The organism is Putridiphycobacter roseus (assembly GCF_003234935.1).
In the GTDB taxonomy this organism is placed as follows: domain Bacteria; phylum Bacteroidota; class Bacteroidia; order Flavobacteriales_D; family Crocinitomicaceae; genus Putridiphycobacter; species Putridiphycobacter roseus.
The window spans coordinates 277,257-298,771 of sequence record NZ_QKSB01000003.1; the positions used below are offsets into that span (position 1 = coordinate 277,257).

General features: G+C 34.6%; 16 protein-coding genes. 5 read left to right on the forward strand and 11 right to left on the reverse strand.

The window, feature by feature from the left end:
- Positions 1–6 precede the first annotated feature (6 nt).
- Genes DNU06_RS07645 through DNU06_RS07660 form a run of 4 tightly spaced genes read right to left on the reverse strand, consistent with a single transcriptional unit; the run spans position 7 to position 3,904 of the window.
- Positions 7–432 (reverse strand): LNS2 domain-containing protein, encoded by a 426-nt coding sequence (locus DNU06_RS07645; RefSeq protein ID WP_111062654.1) that lies wholly within the window; start codon positions 430–432, stop codon positions 7–9.
- Positions 422–1,753, reverse strand: coding sequence for a 4Fe-4S dicluster domain-containing protein (locus DNU06_RS07650; protein ID WP_111062655.1), 1,332 nt, complete (start codon positions 1,751–1,753; stop codon positions 422–424). Before DNU06_RS07650 ends, DNU06_RS07645 begins: the two co-directional genes overlap by 11 nt.
- A 16-nt stretch (positions 1,754–1,769) precedes the next feature.
- Complete coding sequence (locus tag DNU06_RS07655) at positions 1,770–2,750, reverse strand: MlaD family protein (protein ID WP_111062656.1); 981 nt, start codon at positions 2,748–2,750, stop codon at positions 1,770–1,772.
- A gap of 2 nt (positions 2,751–2,752) precedes the next feature.
- Positions 2,753–3,904, reverse strand: a complete 1,152-nt coding sequence (locus DNU06_RS07660; RefSeq protein ID WP_111062657.1) for an N-acetylmuramoyl-L-alanine amidase — start codon at positions 3,902–3,904, stop codon at positions 2,753–2,755.
- A 93-nt stretch (positions 3,905–3,997) separates the two neighbouring features.
- Here DNU06_RS07660 and DNU06_RS07665 point away from each other — a divergent pair, with 93 nt between their 5' ends.
- Positions 3,998–6,487, forward strand: a complete 2,490-nt coding sequence (locus DNU06_RS07665) for a putative LPS assembly protein LptD (protein ID WP_146239181.1) — start codon at positions 3,998–4,000, stop codon at positions 6,485–6,487.
- A gap of 3 nt (positions 6,488–6,490) precedes the next feature.
- On the opposite strand, the gene DNU06_RS07670 is transcribed toward DNU06_RS07665, so the two are convergent.
- Genes DNU06_RS07670 through hisS form a run of 6 tightly spaced genes read right to left on the reverse strand, consistent with a single transcriptional unit; the run spans position 6,491 to position 12,788 of the window.
- Entirely contained in the window at positions 6,491–7,369 is an 879-nt protein-coding gene (locus DNU06_RS07670) for a paraquat-inducible protein A (RefSeq protein WP_111062659.1), read from the reverse strand.
- Positions 7,366–8,745, reverse strand: a complete 1,380-nt coding sequence (gene hutF, locus DNU06_RS07675) for a formimidoylglutamate deiminase (protein WP_111062660.1) — start codon at positions 8,743–8,745, stop codon at positions 7,366–7,368. Before hutF ends, DNU06_RS07670 begins: the two co-directional genes overlap by 4 nt.
- A 3-nt stretch (positions 8,746–8,748) precedes the next feature.
- Entirely contained in the window at positions 8,749–9,420 is a 672-nt protein-coding gene (locus tag DNU06_RS07680; protein WP_146239182.1) for a hypothetical protein, read from the reverse strand.
- Between the two features lies 1 nt (position 9,421).
- Positions 9,422–9,931 carry a hypothetical protein gene (locus DNU06_RS07685; RefSeq protein WP_111062662.1) on the reverse strand — a complete coding sequence of 170 codons (510 nt, stop codon included), beginning with the start codon at positions 9,929–9,931 and terminating at the stop codon, positions 9,422–9,424.
- Between the two features lie 8 nt (positions 9,932–9,939).
- The gene (gene hutH / locus DNU06_RS07690) at positions 9,940–11,418 is read right to left on the reverse strand and encodes a histidine ammonia-lyase (RefSeq protein WP_111062663.1); all 1,479 of its coding nucleotides are present in this window, start codon (positions 11,416–11,418) and stop codon (positions 9,940–9,942) included.
- Positions 11,415–12,788 (reverse strand): histidine--tRNA ligase, encoded by a 1,374-nt coding sequence (hisS, locus tag DNU06_RS07695; protein WP_111062664.1) that lies wholly within the window; start codon positions 12,786–12,788, stop codon positions 11,415–11,417. Before hisS ends, hutH begins: the two co-directional genes overlap by 4 nt.
- Positions 12,789–12,860: 72 nt before the next feature.
- On the opposite strand from hisS, the gene DNU06_RS07700 reads away from it, so the two are divergent.
- The 4 genes from DNU06_RS07700 to pckA all read left to right on the forward strand — a co-directional run bounded on the left by DNU06_RS07700 (position 12,861) and on the right by pckA (position 17,420).
- Positions 12,861–13,433, forward strand: a complete 573-nt coding sequence (locus DNU06_RS07700; RefSeq protein ID WP_111062665.1) for a TlpA family protein disulfide reductase — start codon at positions 12,861–12,863, stop codon at positions 13,431–13,433.
- Positions 13,434–13,474: 41 nt separating this feature from the next.
- Positions 13,475–14,848 carry an exonuclease domain-containing protein gene (locus DNU06_RS07705; RefSeq protein ID WP_111062666.1) on the forward strand — a complete coding sequence of 458 codons (1,374 nt, stop codon included), beginning with the start codon at positions 13,475–13,477 and terminating at the stop codon, positions 14,846–14,848.
- Complete coding sequence (locus tag DNU06_RS07710; RefSeq protein WP_111062667.1) at positions 14,845–15,678, forward strand: ion transporter; 834 nt, start codon at positions 14,845–14,847, stop codon at positions 15,676–15,678. Before DNU06_RS07705 ends, DNU06_RS07710 begins: the two co-directional genes overlap by 4 nt.
- A 128-nt stretch (positions 15,679–15,806) precedes the next feature.
- Positions 15,807–17,420, forward strand: a complete 1,614-nt coding sequence (pckA, locus tag DNU06_RS07715; RefSeq protein ID WP_111062703.1) for a phosphoenolpyruvate carboxykinase (ATP) — start codon at positions 15,807–15,809, stop codon at positions 17,418–17,420.
- A 409-nt stretch (positions 17,421–17,829) separates the two neighbouring features.
- Here the strand turns inward: pckA and DNU06_RS07720 are convergent, their stop codons facing one another.
- The gene (locus DNU06_RS07720; protein ID WP_233502983.1) at positions 17,830–21,447 is read right to left on the reverse strand and encodes a T9SS type A sorting domain-containing protein; all 3,618 of its coding nucleotides are present in this window, start codon (positions 21,445–21,447) and stop codon (positions 17,830–17,832) included.
- Positions 21,448–21,515 lie beyond the last annotated feature (68 nt).

A 21,515-nucleotide genomic window follows, 5' to 3' on the forward strand; every position in this document is an offset into this window, starting at 1 on the left:
CTTTAATTATTTTTTAAATGTTTGAATGGTTGCATTCGTATCTATCAAATCTGTAAATTTTCCTTCGTATCTGGTGGCACGCACAATGTGGTTGTCTACCCAATGATAATTACCACCTCTAGGCTTACCCATTAGCATACCATGGTATTTAAAGCCATGCTTTTTTAACCAAGTTTCCGTCACCTCTCTATGCGCTTCCACTCTAGAAGTGAAGAAAGTAATGATATGGCCTTGGTCGTACCATTTATTTAAAGTTTCTAAAGCATCCGGATAAACTTTTGCAGTAACCATTCTTTCTGGTGCTTCATTTGGAATATCATCACAAATAGTCCCATCAATATCAATTAAATAATTTTTGACATCTGAAGGTAAAATGGGTGAAACTGTTTCCCCATCAATCTTTAGTTCTCTTAATTTTTTATTAGGCTTCATCTTTCCAATTTAAACGATCAGTTGGAGAAAATTGCCAAGGCGCTTGATTATTTTCAATATTTGTATTCATGGTTGCCAATTCTGCTGGCATTTTTGATTCTTCCATTACTAAAAACCTTCTAAGGTCTAGGATAATTTCTAATGGATCAATTAATACTGGGCATTCTTGCACACAAGCATTACAACTAGTACAAGCCCATAATTCTTCTTCAGTAATATAATCACCAAGTAATGACTTGCCATCATTATAGTCGGCACCATTTTTACGTATACCTTCTCCCAACTCTTCTGCACGATCGCGTACATCCATCATTATTTTTCGAGGAGACAATAACTTTCCGGTGGTGTTGGCAGGACAAGCCTCCGAACAGCGTCCACATTCGGTACACGTATAGGCATTTAGGATATTCACCCAAGATAAATCATTTACATCTTTAGCACCAAACCTTTGCGGAACGGCTCCTTCTTCAGGAGCAGGTGCTGCAAATGGATCGGCTGCAGGGTCTAACATTAACTTCACCTCTTTGGTCACCGATTCCATATTAGTCATTTTTCCCATTGGTGTTAACTTAGAGAAAAAAGTATTTGGGAATGCCAATAATATGTGCAAGTGTTTAGAAAAAGGCAAATAATTTAAAAAAGAAAAAACCATGATAATATGTCCCCACCATCCTACTCTTTCAAGAATATGTAAAGTACTTGTTTCCATACCACCAAAAACCATTGGTCCAAACCAACTAGAAACAGCAAAGCCTAAACTTCCCTCTCCAGCTAAATGACTTTCACCACGCGCAAACAATACTTCATCTGTTCCATTCATGGTAAAAATACACATCACCAATACAAACTCCATGTATAAAATAATGTTACCATCTAATTTTGGCCAACCTTTCATTTCTGGCATTTGAAAGCGCGGTATTTTTAATAAATTTCTTCTGGCTAAAAAGACAAATGTGGCAATTAAGGCCAATACAGATAGTATTTCAATAATACTGATGCTTAAAACATACAAGCCTCCTAGTGAAGGTTGAAAGAATCGGTGCGTACCAAAGATACCATCTACTAATATTTCAATTAATTCAATTTGTGTAATTACAAAAGCTAGGTATATAAAAATATGAAAAGTTCCAGCAATTGGCTTTCTGGTCATTTTAGATTGCCCCATAGCCACCTTCGCCATAGTTTTCCAACGTAATTTTTTTTGATCCGTACGATCGACTGATTTTCCCAGTTTTATTTTTTGTATTATTTTTCTAATATTCAAGGCAAAAAAGATACCTGCCCCTAGCGTTAGTAATAAAAATATTATGTTACTCACCATGAATTTAACAATTTAATTAGTCTTTAGTTTTTCGTCCAAATACTGAAAAATGAACGTATTTATTAGGATTCTCTTCCATATCATCCAATAAATTTTGGATAGATTGATTTGTTTCTAGCAATTCATTATGGAGACTATCCGTATGTAATAATGCACCAATAGTTCCCTCACCTCTATTAACCATGGCTAAAACCTCATTCAATTCCAATAATGTTTTACGGGTATCTTCTACCACTGCTTTTATATCCGTATCTGCCAAGGTACTTGAAATGGTTTCTACATTATCAATGGTTTTACCAATAGAAGTAGATTTAGCAGCTAAATTCCCAGATATACTATCCACATTTACAAGAACCCTATCAATTACAGCCATTTCACTATTTATCATTACTGTTAAACTATTGGCCAAGTTACCAAATTTCGAAATCCCTTCTCTAAACTCATACAGACTTTCATCAATAGTATAAGCCGCTGAAGTATCCCAAAAAGAATTAATAGAGATGATTATCCCTTCTACGGATCCGATTAATTGTTCTGTTTTTCTTTTTAAAGGTAATAATTCTTTATTAATTTGCTCAGCAATATCCATTTCCACAAAAGACTTCATGGTATCTCCTGACTGAATGTAAGTTGGATTAGTAACTGCCTGTGTATTTAATACCAGTTCCAAAGCTTTTGTGCCTAGTAAATCAGAACTAATCATCCCAATTTTAGATTCAGCGGGAATAGCAATAGCATCATCTACTATAGAAAAAGTAACTAAAATTTTAAGTGGATTATCAGGATGGTGTTCAATACTTTTCACCGCTCCAATTTTTAAACCACTTAATTGAACTTCATTGGATACAGCAATTCCATTCGAATTATCGAATAAGGCATAAAATTCTCGATCATTTTCGAAAATTGAATTCCCTTTTAAAAAGTTGACGCCAGAGTACAACAATAAAATCCCTAACACGACAAGCATACCAACTTTAAATTCTTTCGATATCTTCATAGTTATTCTTTTTCAGCAAATTTAATAGCTTTTTCCAAATTAATTCGTTCTTTGTTCTGAAAAGCCACAATAAAAGCATTCTCAAATCCATCTTTTCTTAGTAACTTCTTTAAATCATTGGCTTTTTGGAAGGATTTAAAGTTACCAACAGTATACTTGTAAAACCCATTATCAAAATATTCCCAAACAGGCATTTGTTTATATTTGACATCATTTAAGTCCTGCACATCCGCATTAGTTTCAATCTGGACCTTAAAAATAACATCATTCTTTTTTACATCTTCTTCGTCCACCCCAAAATCCGTAATTAGTATACCTGGCTCGGGCCCAACATTTTCGATCTCTTTAGGTGGTATTGGGTCAACTTGATACCCGCTTTCATAGTAAGTTTTATAATTATTAAAAGCCGTAAAAAAAGAACCTGCCATCAGTGCTTGATTTGCCGTATCCAATAAAAACTTTTCTTCTTCTTTATTGGTTAAAAAACCAGTCTCAATTAAAACACTTGGCATGGTTGTTTTATACAACACCAAAAACCCTGCTTGTTTTACGCCCCTATTTACTCTACCAATTTTTTCCATTTCGGTTTGCACTTTTGCAGCAAACACAATACTATGGTTTAAAAAGGTACTCAATTGTAATTGTCTTGCAATAATAGCATCCACTGACAAATCAAAATCTTTATACTTTTCGCCTCCATCTTCCTCTAAATGAATGGCAGAATTTTCTCTTTCCGCTACTTTCTCTTGAGAATCAGTTCTATTTAACCCCAACACAAAAGTCTCTGCTCCGCTTGCGTTAGATCCTGCAGAATTTGCATGAATACAGATAAAAAGATCTGCATTATTCCTATTCGCAATTTGTGCTCTTTCGTTCAATTCTACAAACACATCCGTCTTTCGTGTGTAAATTAAGTTTATACTAGGATAAGCTTTTTCAATATATGCCCCCAGTTTTAGTGAGATAGCCAATGCAATATCTTTCTCTTTTGCAGAAGCACCATGACAGCCTTGGTCATGCCCTCCGTGGCCTGGATCAATAACAACAGTTTTTATTCCTCCGAAATATTGGTCCTGTGCATGCGACGGAATTAATAAACTCATTACCCCCAACAATAAAATATACTTGAATTTGTTATTAATGGTGACATTCATTATAATAAAATTTTAATTTTGCACATTGTATAACAAAGTTAAGACCATAATTTGAGCAAAGGCCATTCTTCATATCGTTTTATACATTATCTATTGTTGATAATCCCATTTTTTTATGGCGTAAATGCCTATTCACAAATTGTTAGAGTAGATGATTTTGGCTTAGATTCTCCTGTAAAATATAGTGCCCGAGATTCCATTGTAATGGATGTACCCGCGCAGATTATTAGGCTATATGGAAATGCAGATGTAAAATATGAAGAAATCAACTTAAGTGCTGATTTGATTGAAATTGACATTGAAAAAAGTGAAGTACAAGCAACTTACTCTACTGACTCCTTAGGCAATAAGATTGGAAAACCATTTTTTACAGATGGTACCGAAGAGGTTACCTGTGATGCCATGCGGTATAACTTTAAGTCAGAAAAAGCCATTATACAAGAAGTAAGAACGCAACAAGCCGACGGTTATATTCATATGGAATTCTCTAAACGCTTGCCGAATGAGGAGATACATTTTAAAAATGGTAAATATACCACTTGCGACAAGGAAAATCCGCATTATCATTTTCAACTTTCTAAGGCAATTGTAATACCTGGAAAAAGAATTGTAACTGGTCCTATTCATATGCGAATTTTAAACATCCCTATGCCAATCGCTTTTCCATTTTCCTTTCTGCCAAATTCCGACACCAGAAAGCATGGTTTAATACTCCCATCCTTTTCATTGGCTGGAAATTATGGTAGTGGTCTAGAAAATTTAGGGTATTATTTCCCCATTAATAACAAATTAGAAAACTATGTGTATGGTACCGTATATACTTCTGGTCGCTGGGCCGTTAGTGATCAATTAAACTATAATAACAAATACAAATACAGCGGTACAGTGAAATTAGGTTTCGAACATTTACAAGGTTTCTTTTATGAAGAATCCATTGCAAATAATTATACTGTTTACTGGAACCACAGTCAAGCGACTAAAGCCCACCCTAGTTTAAGATTTGGTGCAAATATAGATTTCAGATCGAACAATGATGCCAGTCAAACTATTGAAATTATACCCGAAAACGTATTTAATACCGCTTTTAACTCTGCAATAAACTTAAATAAAAGTTGGAAATTAGACCAATTTAGTGGGACATGGTCTGGCAAATTATCCTTACAGCAAAACTCTGAAACAGAAAATTTTGTAATGGAATTACCAAGTTTTAACCTATCGGTAAATCGATTTGACTTAGGGGTATTGCGAAAAAATAAAATTGGGAAAAAATGGTACGAAAATATTGCTATTACATATACTGCAAGTTCCTTAAATCGAGTTACGGTAAACGATAGTGTTGCTTCTGCCGGTTTAAGAAATGCAGATCTATCCTTTATTGCCGATAACAGCACCTCGGGCATCAAGCAACATGTAGTTGTTCAAACCAATCTTAAACCAAAATCTGGTTGGTTTAACTTTAATTTAAATACAACTTATGATGAAAATTGGAATTTTCAAAGTATAGAAAACTATTGGAACCCTTTGAATCAAAGTGTAGACACTAATTTCATGAATGGTTTTAAAACAGCCAGAAGCGTTAGTTTCAGCGGTAGTTTAAACACCAATTTATACGGTTATTTAAAAACTAACTTTGCCAATAAATTAAAGTTCAGACATGTAATGACACCAAACATCTCCTTCACTTACCGACCGGACATTGGTGAGTATCAGTTGATACAAATTGACACAGCAGGCAATACTGGTTACTTTTCACCTTTTAGCGCTAGCTTATATAACGAGCAAGCCAAAGGCGCTTCAGGCTTGATTAATTATTCTTTGGCAAATATCTTGGAAATGAAAAAACTAGATAAAGCGGATACTATTAACAATACCTTTAAAAGTTTTAAACTTATCGACAGATTTAACATTAGTGGTTCTTACGATTTACTAAGAGATTCTTTGAATTTATCTAACTTTATTTTTAGTATGCAAACTACCCCAATAAAAATGTTTAGTATTCAAGCGGGTTGGACCTTAAACCCTTATGCTTATTCAAATGAGACGGGAATCACCAACAGTAACTATGCTTGGAACAATGCACAAGGTATTGGACGGGTAACTTCCGCAAACTTCGCCGTCAATGGTCGTTATGGGACAAAAAGAACCAAATCTGACACCTTGAGAAATCTTAAAAACTCAGTTTTCAACATCAACTTTCAATACAACATCAATTACTCTAGAAATTCAAACGGCATTGTGCAGCAAGACACTTTTGGATTGACCCATACTATTCGTGTTAATGGAGACTTAGAATTGTGGAAACTATGGAGCTTTGATTATGATATTATGACAGATTTGATGACACTTTTAAGTAATCCAAATCCAAGTGTCAGAATTGGTGTGAAAAGAGAATTACATTGTTGGGAAACCAGCTTATCATTCACAAAAACTAACAATTTCTTCGCACCTATGTTAGATGATGACAATAACACGAGCCCAAATTATGTCATCCGTTTTAAAATAAATATCAAGGCGAGTATGTTTAACGCCTTCTTACCAGAATTGACGCCAAGAATTCCACAAACCTGGTATACCACGGAATAGTATTTATTGCTTTTTGTTCAACATAAAATAGCCAGAACAAATGGACAAGACCACAAATCCCAGATAGAAATATAAACCAATGAGGGTATTTGCATTTGTGGTTACACCAACATTCATGTTGGTAAAGGCAAAGTATGCCAAAAATATTCCTGCAACGAAAACATCCGCCATACTCCACTTTCCAATGGCTTTAATCACCTTCAACAACTTTTCAGAAAAGCCGTTTTTGGGAAATATAAAATACCAAGCAGACAAAGTCAATTTAGTAATAGGAAACACCACGCTTGCAAGCAATAACACAATTCCAACCAAAATATTTCCGCCGGTAAACAATAGTTTAATCAATTCAATTACCGATTTGTTTTGATAGAAATAGGAAACCTTGCCTTCAAACTTCTTTTCAAAAGTATGTTGATAAAAGCCAACATCAATCGGAATCTCAAAGACTATATCTCTACTGAAAGCTTCTAACTCCAAGAATGGCGTTTGTAGCCCTAAATAGACTAAGGAAAAACTAGCAATAATTAAAGCGAGACCTAAAGCACTTCTTCTATTCCATTTAGAACGAAAATAAAACCAAATTCCCGAGAGAAAAACTAGGACAACTGCACCAAAATACACCCCCAAAACACTAGCTTTCTGATATTCGATTTCTGCAGCAGTAAACAATTTTTCGGCTCGTCTCACCAACAAAGTACTTTCATCTGTAAAAGGAACCCATTCTTTGGTGGTCAGGATTCTTTTATCAAAATCTAAAACTGTCGCAATTTCGTTTTTTAATGCACGATAAGCGTTAAGATTTATTACAATTTTATTTGAAATAAAAACTGTAGTAAGTAAGAATAAAAAGGTCAGTAAAATTAAAAACCAATGTTTCTTCATCTATTATCAATCCCTTTAATGGTCTTGATAAAGTTAGCACTTATTTCATCATTTTGAATGTGCTGGCCATTTTTCACACACAATACACCATTAGCAATGGTACCATATTGCGCCGAAATATCGGTTGCATACACAAAAGTGGACAATAGATTTTCTAGACTAGTACAAGCGATTAAGGGATTAGCAGCATCCATCAACACCGCATTGAGTTTTTCTCCAACCTTAAAGTAAGAGGCTTCCTTATTTCCCATTGCCATCTTCCCTGCAACATTCACTTTTTGAATCGCAAAAGCACCTGAATCTCCAATTTTGTCATCTGTAAAAGTATTCCTTTGGTGAGAGATTAAACGTTGACCATAATCTAGAATTCTTAATTCTTCAAATGGATTCAAACCGATATGGCTATCAGTTCCAATACTCCAATTCCCACCATTTTGTTGAAATTTCTTTAAAGGAAATATACCATCTCCTAAATTTCCTTCCGTACTTGGACAAAGTACCACATTTGTTTTTGATTGAGCCAATGCAACAGTTTCACTGTCGACCAAGTGAGTGGCATGCACAAAATGAAAACGTTCAGACAACGCTACATTATCCAACATCCACTCTACAGGACGCTTACCTAAATAGGCAAGTGCATCTTCAATTTCTTTTAATTGTTCTGAAATATGAATATGAAAAGGCACCTCTTTTCTAAAATTTTCGGCAATGTATTTGATACTTTCCGGATCTACCCCGCGCATGGAGTGCATCCCAATGGCAATATTAGCATTTTCATATAAATCAGTAGACTTTTCTGAAGCTTCAAATAAACGCATATACGCGTCTACATCAGCAGAGATAAATCTTTTTTGTCCACTTGTCGCAGCTTTGCCAAAACCACCCTTTTGATAGAAAATTGGCAGCAATGTAATCCCTATACCAGTATTTTTTGCAGCTTTCACCAATCTTTCCCCCATTTCTGAAAGATTTTCATACTCTTTTCCATTTTGGTCGTGGTGTACATAATGGAATTCGGCTACATTGGTATATCCATGTCTGAGCATTTCTGCATACAATTGGGTAGCTATGCCTTCTAAATCGTCAGGTGAGATAGACAATGCGAGCTTATACATAGCATCTCTCCATGACCAAAAATCATCTGCTTTAGTGCCCACTTGATGTCTCTCTGCCAAACCAGCCATTGCGTATTGAAATGCATGCGAGTGCGCATTTTGAAATCCTGGGATTGCAAACACATTCATTTTTACAGGTAAGGCTTCAATGCTTATGGTATCCGAAATGGATTCAATTACACCATCATCATCCACCCGAACATAGGCAGGACAAAGCCATTTATCATCTTGTAAAAGTCCCTTAAATTGATATGTTTTCATCTTTTAATTTGAAAATGCGATTACTTGATAAGAAACTTCTGTTCCCTTTTTAATATCCAGCGTATCAAAATTATCTATAACTAAATTTTTATGCACCGCTTTTATTTTCCCAATTCCTTTTGCAAAAATATCGTACTCTACCATATGATCGACAAAACTGGTAAAATTCTGATGGGAAACGATACTTGTAGAATCAAATTGAAAACTGTTGATTTCAAATGGTTTATTTACAGTCAAAAAATTACTTAAGACTGCATCTTGTGTATTCTTCCCATTTTTATCCCATGATTTATTTAATGTGGGAGTAAAAACAAAATCGACAAAACGCACATTTTCTTCCACAATTTCTAATCTGGTCGTTAACCTATTAAAACTCCAAACATCTTTTAACACCCATGCGTCAGTTTCACTCCCTCTTTTATAGCGGTAAATTTTATGCGCTTCGTTTCCTGCATCATCCAAAAACAACTCACCAACTACCTCTTTAATTTGAAATTTACTGGTATCATGGGCAGGAATTAAATCAATATCATGAAAAATTTCTTCTACTTGATAAGTCACCATATTTCCAGAATCGGTCGGGAAATAAGCGTAACCCATATCTACCCCATCTTGATTCTTTTTACAAGAGAGCATTAAAACACCAGTAATTAATATGAAAATTGAATACTTCAAATTAGGCGTTCATTCTTTTTAAATTAACGCCATACATAATAATGAAGGCCAAAGAAATAAAAGCGTCGAATATGAATGAAAAACCACCTAAAAAATAGATGTTTACTCCGGCAATACCTGCACAGTACAACACATACAATCCGAACCCCGTTTTCTTTAAATTAAACATCATATATACACCAAGTCCACCAATCAATAAGGCAATCATGTTGCCTATATTAATGGCACTAAAGTTTTCGATTGTCTTACGAATAGTATCTAATGAACCCTCCATTAGAGAAGCCATAAAAGGATTATCTAAGCTTTGTTCAGAAGTAGCATCTTCTATTAACGTCAGTGAATCAACCAATGGTCCTGGTCCTCTCATGTAAGTAAAAAGAGTGGATATCAATTGAATTCCAATCCAAACCCATGACAATATAGAAAGTGTCAGTAAAAATGTACCACGTTGCTCCTTCATAGATTGGTGACTATCATCTTCCCAATTATTTGTATCTAAATTACTATCCATATTATTTTTTAAATTAAGTTTTCAATAAATATAATTGATTTTTTTATTTCTGGGTGCATGTATTTGTCATCTTCTACAATAGGCACTATTTTTCTATAAGATTGCAACAGTTCCTCGAGAATAGGACTAGTTTTTAAAGGGCTTCTAAAAGAAATAGCTTGGGAACTATTGAATAGTTCAATAGCCAAGACTTTCTTTAAATTCTCTACCACTCTATAACATTTTGTAGCAGCATTTGCGCCCATACTTACATGGTCTTCTTGTCCATTAGAAGATTCTATTGAATCTACTGAGGCCGGTGTACAAAGTTGTTTATTTTGACTTACTACAGAAGCGGCGGCATATTGTGGAATCATGAATCCAGAGTTCAATCCTGGGTTTTTTACTAAAAATGCGGGTAAACCTCTTGTTCCGCTAATTAATTTATAAATTCTTCTTTCCGAAATATTTCCTAATTCAGCCAAAGCAATGGCTAAAAAGTCGAGCGTGATGGCCAAGGGTTGACCGTGAAAATTTCCTGCAGAAACGATTTCTCTAGTCTCCGGAAAAATAGTTGGGTTATCCGTCACCGCATTAATTTCTCTTTCAAATATTGTTTTTGCGTAGGCAATGGCATCTTTTGTTGCACCATGTACTTGGGGAATACATCTAAAGCTATAAGGATCTTGCACATGCTTTTTTGCTTGCGCAATAATTTCACTTCCTTGTAGTAACGCTCTAAAATTCTTTGCTGTTTCTATTTGTCCAGCTTGTTTTCTCACCTCATTTACGTTTGCATTAAATGGGTTTAAACGGCCATCAAAAGCATCTACACTTAGCGCCCCTATTTTATCGGCTAGGGCAGATAGTTTTTCGGCTTGCATTAGATTCCAAACGCCATAACTACTCATAAATTGCGTTCCATTTAGCAAGGCCAAACCTTCTTTTGAATGTAAGGTAATTGCTTCCCAGTTGAAAGCTTTTAACACCGTTGCTGCAGCTTGTACTTTACCTTGGTATTCCACTTCTCCCTCCCCTAATAAAGGCAAGGCTAAATGTGCCAATGGCGCCAAATCTCCAGAAGCTCCCAAGGAACCTAATTGATAGACTACAGGGAAAATATCGTTATTATAAAAATCAATCAATCGTTGTACCGTAACCAACTGTACTCCTGAATGGCCATATGATAACCCTTGTACTTTTAAGAGCAACATCAATTTTACAATCTCGTTAGGTACTCTTTCTCCCAAGCCACAAGCATGAGAAATAACCAGATTTTTTTGCAATTGACTTAATTGATCACGCGAAATCACAGTATTACATAAAGAACCAAAGCCCGTATTTATACCATAATGTACTTCATCAGTCTCCGCAATCTCATTTAAAAACGTACGACATTTAATAATTTTATCGCTTGCTACTTCACTTAATACTATTTTTTTATCCGAATTTACAATTGTCTTTAATTCCGCTATCGATAAAAAATCCTCATTAATTATATGTTTCATTGTCCTTGAATTAAAGCCTTAAATGCCGACTTACTCACTGTATGTTGTTCTCCTGACTCCATCAATTTATAGGTAACTTCTCCTTTGTTTATTTCATCATCTCCAAGCATTACCACTATCGGAATATTTTTATCATTCGCGTATTTCATTTGTTTTTTCATCTTGGCATTCTCAGGATAGACTTCCACAGAAACTCCCATATCACGATATTCTTTAGCTAATCTCAAACAATATAATTGTGCTATTTCTCCAAAATTAATGAATAGAATACGGGTTGCCGTTTGAATGGCTGGTGGAAATAATTCCAACATTTCCATGACATCATAAATACGGTCAGCACCGAAAGAAATACCAACGCCAGACATATTAGACACCCCAAACAATTCGGTTAAATTATCATATCTTCCACCGCCACAAATACTGCCCATCTTCACATTATTGACCAATACTTCAAATATAGCACCAGTGTAGTAGCTCAATCCTCTTGCTAAAGTAACTTGAAATTCTAGTTTAGCTTTAGTAAGACCAAGTGCGTTGATTTGCTTAAAAATAAATTCCAATTCTTCAATACCTTTTTCACCAGTTGGATTACCGTACAAAAAGGTTTTCATTTGATTTAATAATTCAAAATTGTCACCATTTAAATCAAAAAGCGGTTTAATTTTTTCTATTGCAGCAGGACTTATATTTCTATTTTCTAGTTCCGCAATCACACCATCCACACCAATTTTATCTAATTTATCGATTGCAACGGTAATGTCAACCAACTTATCCGTCTCCCCGCAAACTTCAGCTATACCGGTTAATATTTTTCGATTATTAATTTTAATTGAAAAATCAGTCAACCCCAATTTAGATAGTACTTCATCAAAAATTTGAATCAATTCAATTTCATAAATCAAGGAATCACTTCCTACTACATCTACATCACATTGATAAAATTCTCTATATCGTCCTTTTTGTGGTCGATCTGCACGCCAAACGGGTTGAATTTGAAATCTTTTAAAAGGAAAAGTCAGTTCATTTTGGTGTTGCACCACAAACCTTGCAAAAGGAACAGTCAAATCGTACCGTAAAGCTTTTTCAGAAACTGAATTTGCAAATTTTGCTAATTCTCCATTTTCTAAAGCAGTAATATCCGCTTTTTTTACTTTATCTCCGCTATTTAAAATCCTAAATATCAACCGATCCCCTTCTTCTCCATATTTACCCATTAAGGTTTCTGTATTTTCGAATGTTGGTGTTTCAATACCTACAAAACCAAACTTTTTAAACACCGTACTAATGGTTTTAAATATATATTGGCGTTTCGCGAGAGTAGTTGGTAAAAAATCCCTAGTTCCTTTAGGAATTGAAGGCTTATTGCTCATGGTAAATAATTTTCACAAAAATAACTTTTGAATTTATTAATCCGCAATAATTAATGGTTAATTTTGTATTTGATGTCAGAAAAAAAGTCAAGCAAAACAGGAAAATATATTAGTAATATATTATTAGGTATAATAATACTTATATTAATTGTACCTAGTTGGCGGATTAAATTTCAAAGTACCATTCAAGGCTTTTTTTTAAAAAAAATTGAAATTGAATCCTTATCTTCTCAGCCTTTTAATGGTAATTTAGACAATTGGGTAATTTACAATGAAAAAGAAGAAGCCATTCCAATTAGTAATTTTGACGGTCAACCTTTAATAGTAAACTTTTGGGCCACCTGGTGCCCACCTTGTTTAGCGGAATTACCAGATTTACATTTGTTTTATGAAAAGATGAAAGGCAAGGCAATTATCGTAGCGATAAGTACTGAATCTTATGAAACGATACTAAACGCAGGACTGATGGAAAAATACCCAGGATTGTTGTACCATGCAAAAGCCATTCCTAAGGCATTAGATTTTAGTGCTTACCCTACTACATTCATCATCAATAAAGAAAGAACAGATTATAAAAAAATAGAAGGCGCACAAAACTTCAATCATCCTTCGAATATTTTGTATATTGAGCAGCTAAACAAATAAGCACAGACAGAAATACATTCATTTGACTTAAAAAAAAGAATTTGGAATTTGCAATTATAGACATAGAAACTTCAGGAGGAACCCCCAAGGACAGCAAGATCATTGAAATTGCAATCTTAATACACAACGGAAAAGAAGTCATTGATTCGTATGAAACTTTTATTAATCCAGAAAAAAAGATTGATTGGTTCGTCTCTAAACTGACAGGTATTCAAGATAATGATGTAAAAGATGCACCAAAATTCTTTGAAGTCGCTAAAAAAATATTTCAACTCATAGAAAACAGAGTATTTGTTGCACACAACATTAGTTTTGATTATGGCATTGTAAGAAGAGAGTTTAAAGCTTTGGGACTAGACATTAGGTTGCCTCATTTGTGTACCATTCAAACTTCCCGTGTATTAATTCCTGGGGTAGAATCTTATGGCTTAAAAAACTTATCGGAACATCTAAACATTGAATTAGAAGGGCATCACCGTGCCATGGAAGACACCAAAGCAACTGCAGATATTTTTAAGCACTTATTTGAAATTAGCAAAGGGGACCTATCTCCTTTTATCAGAGAAGACATTAACCCCAAAATATTAAATACAAACTTGGATTTAAATGAGTTTGACGAAATACCAAATAAAGTCGGTATTTACTTTTTATACAATGAAAAGAATGAACTAATATATATTGGAAAGAGTATACATATCAAAAAAAGAATTGAACAGCACTTAAAAAATTCCAAAACCGAAAAAGCCATTCGAATGCGGAATGAAATTGCCAAAATTGAGTATACATTAACTGGCAGTGAGTTAATTTCTTTATTGATGGAGTCTGAATTAATTAAAATACATCAGCCCATATACAACAGGGCACAAAAAACCAACAAATTCAATTACGGTTTATATACCTATACGGACGGAAAAGGGTACATTAATTTAGTGGTTAAAAAGAACACAGATACTTCTCACCCTGTACATACTTTTACTTCCATGGCTGCAGGAAAATCAAAACTTGAGCAATGGACCAGTGAATATGAATTATGTCCCAAATTAATGGGCTTATTTACTTCCAATACTGCTTGTTTTAACTATGGTATTGGAACCTGTAAGGGCGCATGCATTCATGAAGAAGCGGCAGAAAGTTATAATACTAGGGTACAGCAACTGATTGACTTATTAACTTTTGAATCCAAAAGTTTTATCATCAAGGATAAAGGGAAAACAAAATCAGAAACAAGTTTTGTTTGCATAGAAAATGGGCAATACATTGGTTATGGATTTGCACCGACATTTATTTTAAGAAAGAATGTAAAAAACTATAAAAAATATATCAAGCACCAAGAGAGTAACCGTGATTTCAAATCCATCATTAACTTACAGTTATCTAAAAATAAAAAATTAGAATTAATTGAATTGACGGAATGAGTAAAGCAATTAAAAAATCAAACTTAAAACCTTGGCAAGAGAAAATTCATGAAGTAATTTTTGAAGCAGACACTTTTGCAGGAAAAACCTTTGACATTGGTTTATTGATTGCCATTATTGTAAGTATCATTATCGTAATGCTGGAAAGCGTTCCCAGTTTAAACGAAAAATACCATGACTCCTTCTATTTAACAGAATGGATTTTCACTATTATTTTCACATTAGAGTATGTCGCTAGAATTATAAGTATAGGTAAACCAAATAAATATATTCTGAGTTTTTATGGCATTATAGACTTACTTTCTATTCTACCAACTTATTTAGGACTATTTATTATAGGGTCTCAATCTTTAATGGTAATTAGAGCCGTTAGATTATTGCGCATATTTAGAATATTAAAATTGGCACGATTTGTCAAAGAGTCTAAAACCTTAGGCGATTCGATTAAGGCATCTAGGCATAGGATACTGGTTTTTTTATTAGCAGTATTGACATTGAGTACTATTTTAGGAACCATTATGTATTTAGTAGAAAGTTCTGAAGCAGGATTTACTAGTATTCCAAGAAGTATATATTGGGCCATCATTACGTTAACTACGGTTGGGTACGGAGACATTGCTCCTATTACCCCTATGGGACAATTTATTGCATCCATTGTAATGATAATGGGGTACGCTATTTTAGCTGTTCCTACTGGAATTATCACTTCAGAGTTTATAAAAACCAATAATCAACCCCAAAAAATTTCAACAAAATCTTGTAATGAATGTTCAAGTGAAGGGCATGACGAAGATGCTATACATTGCAAATATTGTGGTGCTGAATTGTAATTTTAAAAAGAAATGAACAGGCAGTGTTGATAGTTTTAACTAAAAAAAAGTCATTTTTTTCTTAATAGTTAATTGTTTACTTTAATTTTGTTAACCTAAACATAAGCGACAGCTTGAAAAAAATATTTATGAGTGTTTATGGAAAAAAGGCGGATAACGCTTCCTTAAAACAAATAGGACTGGAAAATGTAGGTAATACATTTTGGAATTTAACTCCATCAGAATTAGTAGAAGACATAGTAATTTTAGGTCAAGGTGTTCTGACAGATTCAGGAGCAATTGCTATTGAAACTGGCGAATTTACAGGTCGTTCTCCACAAGACAGATTTATCGTTTGCGACGCAAAAACAGAAGATGCTGTATGGTGGGGAAACATCAATCAAAAGTTCGAAACGGAGAAGTTTAATGCGTTGTACAATCGTATGAAAGCATATTTAACAAACAAAGATGTTTATGTTAGAGATGCTTATGCTTGTGCAGATGAAGACTTCCGTTTGAATTTAAGATTAGTGAGTGAAAACCCATGGTCGAGCATGTTTGCTCACAACATGTTTTTACGTCCTACTGAAGCAGAAATTGAAAACTTTGAACCGGAATGGCATATTATATGTGCTCCTGAATTCATGGCTGACCCAGTAATTGATGGTACAAGACAACATAACTTTGCCATTATTAACTTCACCGATAAGATGATTATTATTGGCGGGACTGGTTATACAGGTGAAATCAAAAAAGGGATTTTCTCTGTATTGAATTTCGTTTTACCACATGAAAAAGATGTATTGTCCATGCACTGTTCTGCAAACGTAGGAAAAGATGGAGATACAGCCGTATTCTTTGGTTTGTCTGGTACTGGAAAAACTACACTTTCTTCAGATGAAAACAGAAGATTAATTGGTGATGACGAACATGGTTGGTCAGACAATGGTGTCTTTAACTTTGAAGGTGGTTGTTATGCCAAAACTATTGATTTAAGTGAAGAAAAAGAACCACAAATTTTTAATGCGATAAAATTTGGTGCTATTCTAGAAAATATTGGATTTGAAGGGGAAACCAGAAAACCAAATTACGAAGATACTGCGATTACACAAAACACTAGAGTATCTTATCCAATTGATCACATTGACAATATTATGGTACCATCAAAAGGTGGTATGCCGCATAATATTTTCTTTTTAACTGCGGATGCTTTTGGTGTATTACCTCCAATCTCAAAATTAACGCCAGGACAAGCAATGTACCACTTTATTTCAGGTTATACTGCAAAAGTAGCTGGAACTGAAGCTGGAATTAATGAACCACAAACTGCATTTTCTGCATGTTTCGGTGCGCCATTTATGCCATTGCACCCCACTAAATATGCAGAAATGTTAGGGGAAAGAATGGAAAAACACAATGTAAAAGTTTGGTTAATCAATACTGGATGGTCTGGTGGAGAATATGGTGTTGGGGAAAGAATTAAATTGAAATTCACCCGTGCTATGATTACCGCTGCATTAGAAGGTAAATTAGACAATGTATCTTATACCAATCACGAAGTTTTTGGTTTGGCTATGCCAAATGAATGTGAAAATGTTCCTACAGAAATTTTAAGTCCAAAAAATACTTGGGCAGACAAACAAGCATATGACGCTAAAGCAAATCACTTAGCCAATCAATTCGTTAAAAACTTCAAACAATATGAAGACAATGCAAACGAAGAGATCTTAGCAGCTGCTCCAAAGGCTACTGTTAGCGCTTAAGTTATTTAATATATCAATTTTTAAAAGGTCTTAGCTTTATTGCTAAGGCCTTTTTTATTGTACACTCCTCCACTTGCTTTGTTAATATACATGTAAAAATTAATGGCCTAAATAGCCTAGCGATTGGTATATAAAATTCTTCCCTGTGAAAAGAAGGTAGACATTTACCCCATCATCATCACACGTTTTAGGTATCTTAAATTATAGTTTGATTTTAAGTCCCAATATATGCCGGAATAAATGCACCACTCCTGATTAAAACATGCCAGGGAAAATAAATTTTAGCTATTTAAAAATAGGGTAATTTTATTTCGCGATAGCGACATACCTAATAAGAAACAACTAGTAATACCTTATAAATGGACAAAAGCAGACCACTAGATGTTGGTATCTACCTCAAAAAAGAGTGCTACTGTACCATTAACTTTACCACTTTACTTAAGCTTCCAAATTGAATTTCAATATAGTAAACCCCTTCTGCCAAATGGCTTATATCAATTTCAGCCTTATAAGCACCATTGATGTTTGTTTTTTGCACCAATTGTCCTAAACCAGAGCGAATACATAGCATTCCATTCATCTTTTGATTAGATATCACCGTGACATGTGTATTGGCTGGATTAGGAAATACATTTACACTATGATTTGGTAATTCATTTATAACAACAGATTCTATTGCTAAATACTTTTGTACACCATCATAATCTGTTTGGGCTAATCTATAATAAGAAAGACCTAAAAAGGGATTATAATCCCTTAAAGTATAATTATTTTCAAGACTAGAATTTCCTGCTCCTTTAACATCCCCCACATAATCCCACTGTATACCATCCAAGGACTTTTCAATAGTATAATAAGCGTTATTAATCTCACTACTACTGCCCCACTCACAAAGTACCGAATTGCTATTTAGTACATTTGCTTCAAAATCTATTAAAGTAATTGGCAATGGAGTTGTACTCAAATTAATACTCCCCAAACTAAAATAATACCCCGTTGCACCTATAAAATCATGGTCAAAATTAACTATTCCAGTTGCATTGTTATAACTAGTAGGCGCAATGGAGGTTGCACCAGTAGCGAACACATCATCTGTGTCTACCAACAAGCGTGTATCTGCCAGGTCAAAAACAGCGGAATTATTCCCTAAACCTAAATTAAATTGAATTCTAACACTATTTACTAATCCTGTTTCTTGGGTTTTCCAAATTCTAGCGACTCTCGTCTCCACTATCTCACCATTTAAGGTATTTCCAAAATCAGTTACACCATCTGAATCAAAAGCAAGGGTATTTCTACCCCACATAAAATAAGTATTATCTATTGAAAAATGGTTTGGGTTGGTACCATCTGTATTCGCAATTGTTCCTAATCCAATTGCAACCGCATCTAAAGTATTTGCATCTTTATTTTGCCATTGTCTAAGTCGACCACATTCATCTAAACCAATTCCAGAAACACTATTATGATAGGCGGTATTTAAATTATAATCCCATACTACAGATCCATTATTTGAAACATAGTCACCATCATTAATTCCAGACTCATCATTGGTTGGATCGAAAGTTATGCCATATTTTACGCCGTAATATGTTTCTACAATTTGACGATCTACGGCATTTAAGGCTGTATCAATGATCAAAATCTCTGCTACAAATCCATTAAAGAACTTACCAGAGCCTTCTTCTCCACCACCAATAATTAAATGCGAGCCAATGTCTATAGTATTAGAAGTGGTATTTCCAAAATCAACAGGACCAGCTTTACCATTTGCAAAAAGTTGTAAAACAGACCCATTGTGTATACCTGCCAAAATATTGTATTGTGCTGTATTTACGTCTACAGTCGCATTTATTGGTCCACCAGAAGAAAGTGGTTCTTGACTAAAAGCATAACCTGTAGTTGTTTTTAAAATTTTTGCTCCAGTAGAAGAATTTTCGAATGAAATTACTGGATCACTAGTCGCAGAATTAGAATCTTTTAAGACAATAAAAAAACTAAAATGATTAGAGCCATTTAAATTACTTAGGGGATTAATCGATTTTAAGTATTCACTATTGGTAGCATTATAAAATGGAATTGGATGGTAACCAGGTTTATTATACAAACTGGTTTTAACTTTTGGCCCATTAGTAACCAATAAAACATTATTAAAATCTTTGCTTTGCTCGTCCCATTCTGACACATTACTATTATTGGAAAACCCATCAAATGTTTCCGGTTCAAATAAAGCAGAAATTTTAGAAAATCCTTGTTCCCCTGGAGAACCAAATTCAGCTACAGATATCAAAGTTGACTCTAATGGTAAAGCACAATAAGTAGCAATGGCCTTATAGTCTCCAACGCTAATTACTTGCAGGGTATCGTTTATTTCTCCAGCAATTGGATTATTATTTTTATACCATTGAAATGCCTCATAATTTTCAGAATCCTCAATTGAGATATAAGCTGGGTTTCCTTCGCACAAATCTAAACGTGCCTTTCCATTACCTATAAATAAAGGGTCAGAGGTACTGTATTCCACATCCCGATCGGAAAATGCCGACATGTATCCTGCTCCACCCAAAGCGCTACTGGCACCGAGAAAACCAAGTGTAAACTTTTCATCCCCAGTTACAAATACATCTGTAACACTATTTGGTATTGCATAAGAAAAAGTTCTAGAATCGGCAATTAAGGTACCTGGTAAATTTTCTGTACTTGGATTAATATTCAAAAGCACATTACCCAATTCGTCCTGAATTTTTATGGTCGAAGTTACTGGGCTCGTAACGGCAATGGTAGACGAACTTCCAAATTGTTCAATTTCGTGTATATAAATTGAGTCTGATCCTACACAATCAGCCAATGGCGGAATCAAGTTCATACTACTCGTATTTACTGCTGTACCGCCAAAAAGTGTCTGGTATACTAAAACGGGTTGATCACTAGTAAATGAGGTGTTTTTATGACTTAAAGTTCCTGTAGGGACAGCAGGTGCGTTTACCCAATAATTAGCTCCGGTTAATGTTTTATATTTACCTTGACCAACAATAGTGTCTACCCAGCCCGTTCCAAATGTAATAAAAGTAGTATCTGGTTGTGTAGAAATAAGTATTAATTTTTCTCTAGAAATCGAACCGTTCCCACCCACCAAGGCATATTTATCTCCAGCAAATTTTGCAGGAATCAATTGATCCATTCCAATATCTCGCCCATTGGTACCAACAGGATTGCCCGTCCATGACCCCGAGTTAATTACAATATTTTTATCTGAAACAACTCTTATACCATTATAATCATCCATGGGTACTGTCATATTAGATTTAGTTTGAGCTAGAATATAAGACTGTCCGGCGTTAAGCGTAATTGATATGGTAGTTGTTGTTGCAGGGACACCTGCAGTTGGCTGTCCTAACAAGGTAACACCTGGATTAAAATTATCTACTGTAATATTTGTATTGTTTAAGGTCGCCATAATTGAAATGAAATGACTCATTTGCGTATCTGCCGTGGTGGTGGTTGCTCCCCCTGCTTGAAATCCTACAAAAAAATTAGTACCAAAAGCAGTAGTCCCTTTACAAGATATGGAAGCGCCTTGAGAACCTGAAATATGCCTAATATTTGCATAAAATCGCTTTGGGGCGACCATCTTGTATCCTCCTGTGTCTAAAACCGTGTTTAATGATGCTTGTGTGAAAATATTTTCCACATTAAAACCTGTATTATTAAACTTAAGTCTAATAGGTGCTGAACGGGATAAATTGAATACCCCGGTCGAATTTTGACTCCCATGTTGCACCACATAGTCACTAAACAAAACACCATCACCTCTTGTTATGGTCACTTGAAATGTACCTGCTTCATTGGTGGATAGAATTAAATAATGATCTCGAGCACTATGCGTCGTGTTTTTTATGGCATCACTGACATAAACAGGAGGCATATAGTGCAAGGTATCGTATTGGGAGAATAAACTTTTACTGGTTAAATTGATGATGATCAATAAAACAGTTTTTATGACAAGCTGGGGACTTATTTTTTTCACTGTATTGGTACATTTAATAATCATTTTTCACCCCCAAATGTCGGACTGACAAAATGAGTTTAAAAAAT

Coding starts and splice junctions, on each gene's coding strand:
- DNU06_RS07645 (WP_111062654.1), bottom strand. CDS start 432: ATGAAGCCTAATAAAAAATTAAGAGAACTAAAGATTGATGGGGAAACA.
- DNU06_RS07650 (WP_111062655.1), bottom strand. CDS start 1,753: ATGGTGAGTAACATAATATTTTTATTACTAACGCTAGGGGCAGGTATC.
- DNU06_RS07655 (WP_111062656.1), bottom strand. CDS start 2,750: ATGAAGATATCGAAAGAATTTAAAGTTGGTATGCTTGTCGTGTTAGGG.
- DNU06_RS07660 (WP_111062657.1), bottom strand. CDS start 3,904: ATGAATGTCACCATTAATAACAAATTCAAGTATATTTTATTGTTGGGG.
- DNU06_RS07670 (WP_111062659.1), bottom strand. CDS start 7,369: ATGAAGAAACATTGGTTTTTAATTTTACTGACCTTTTTATTCTTACTT.
- hutF (WP_111062660.1), bottom strand. CDS start 8,745: ATGAAAACATATCAATTTAAGGGACTTTTACAAGATGATAAATGGCTT.
- DNU06_RS07685 (WP_111062662.1), bottom strand. CDS start 9,931: ATGGATAGTAATTTAGATACAAATAATTGGGAAGATGATAGTCACCAA.
- hutH (WP_111062663.1), bottom strand. CDS start 11,418: ATGAAACATATAATTAATGAGGATTTTTTATCGATAGCGGAATTAAAG.
- hisS (WP_111062664.1), bottom strand. CDS start 12,788: ATGAGCAATAAGCCTTCAATTCCTAAAGGAACTAGGGATTTTTTACCA.
- DNU06_RS07700 (WP_111062665.1), top strand. CDS start 12,861: ATGTCAGAAAAAAAGTCAAGCAAAACAGGAAAATATATTAGTAATATA.
- DNU06_RS07710 (WP_111062667.1), top strand. CDS start 14,845: ATGAGTAAAGCAATTAAAAAATCAAACTTAAAACCTTGGCAAGAGAAA.
- pckA (WP_111062703.1), top strand. CDS start 15,807: ATGAGTGTTTATGGAAAAAAGGCGGATAACGCTTCCTTAAAACAAATA.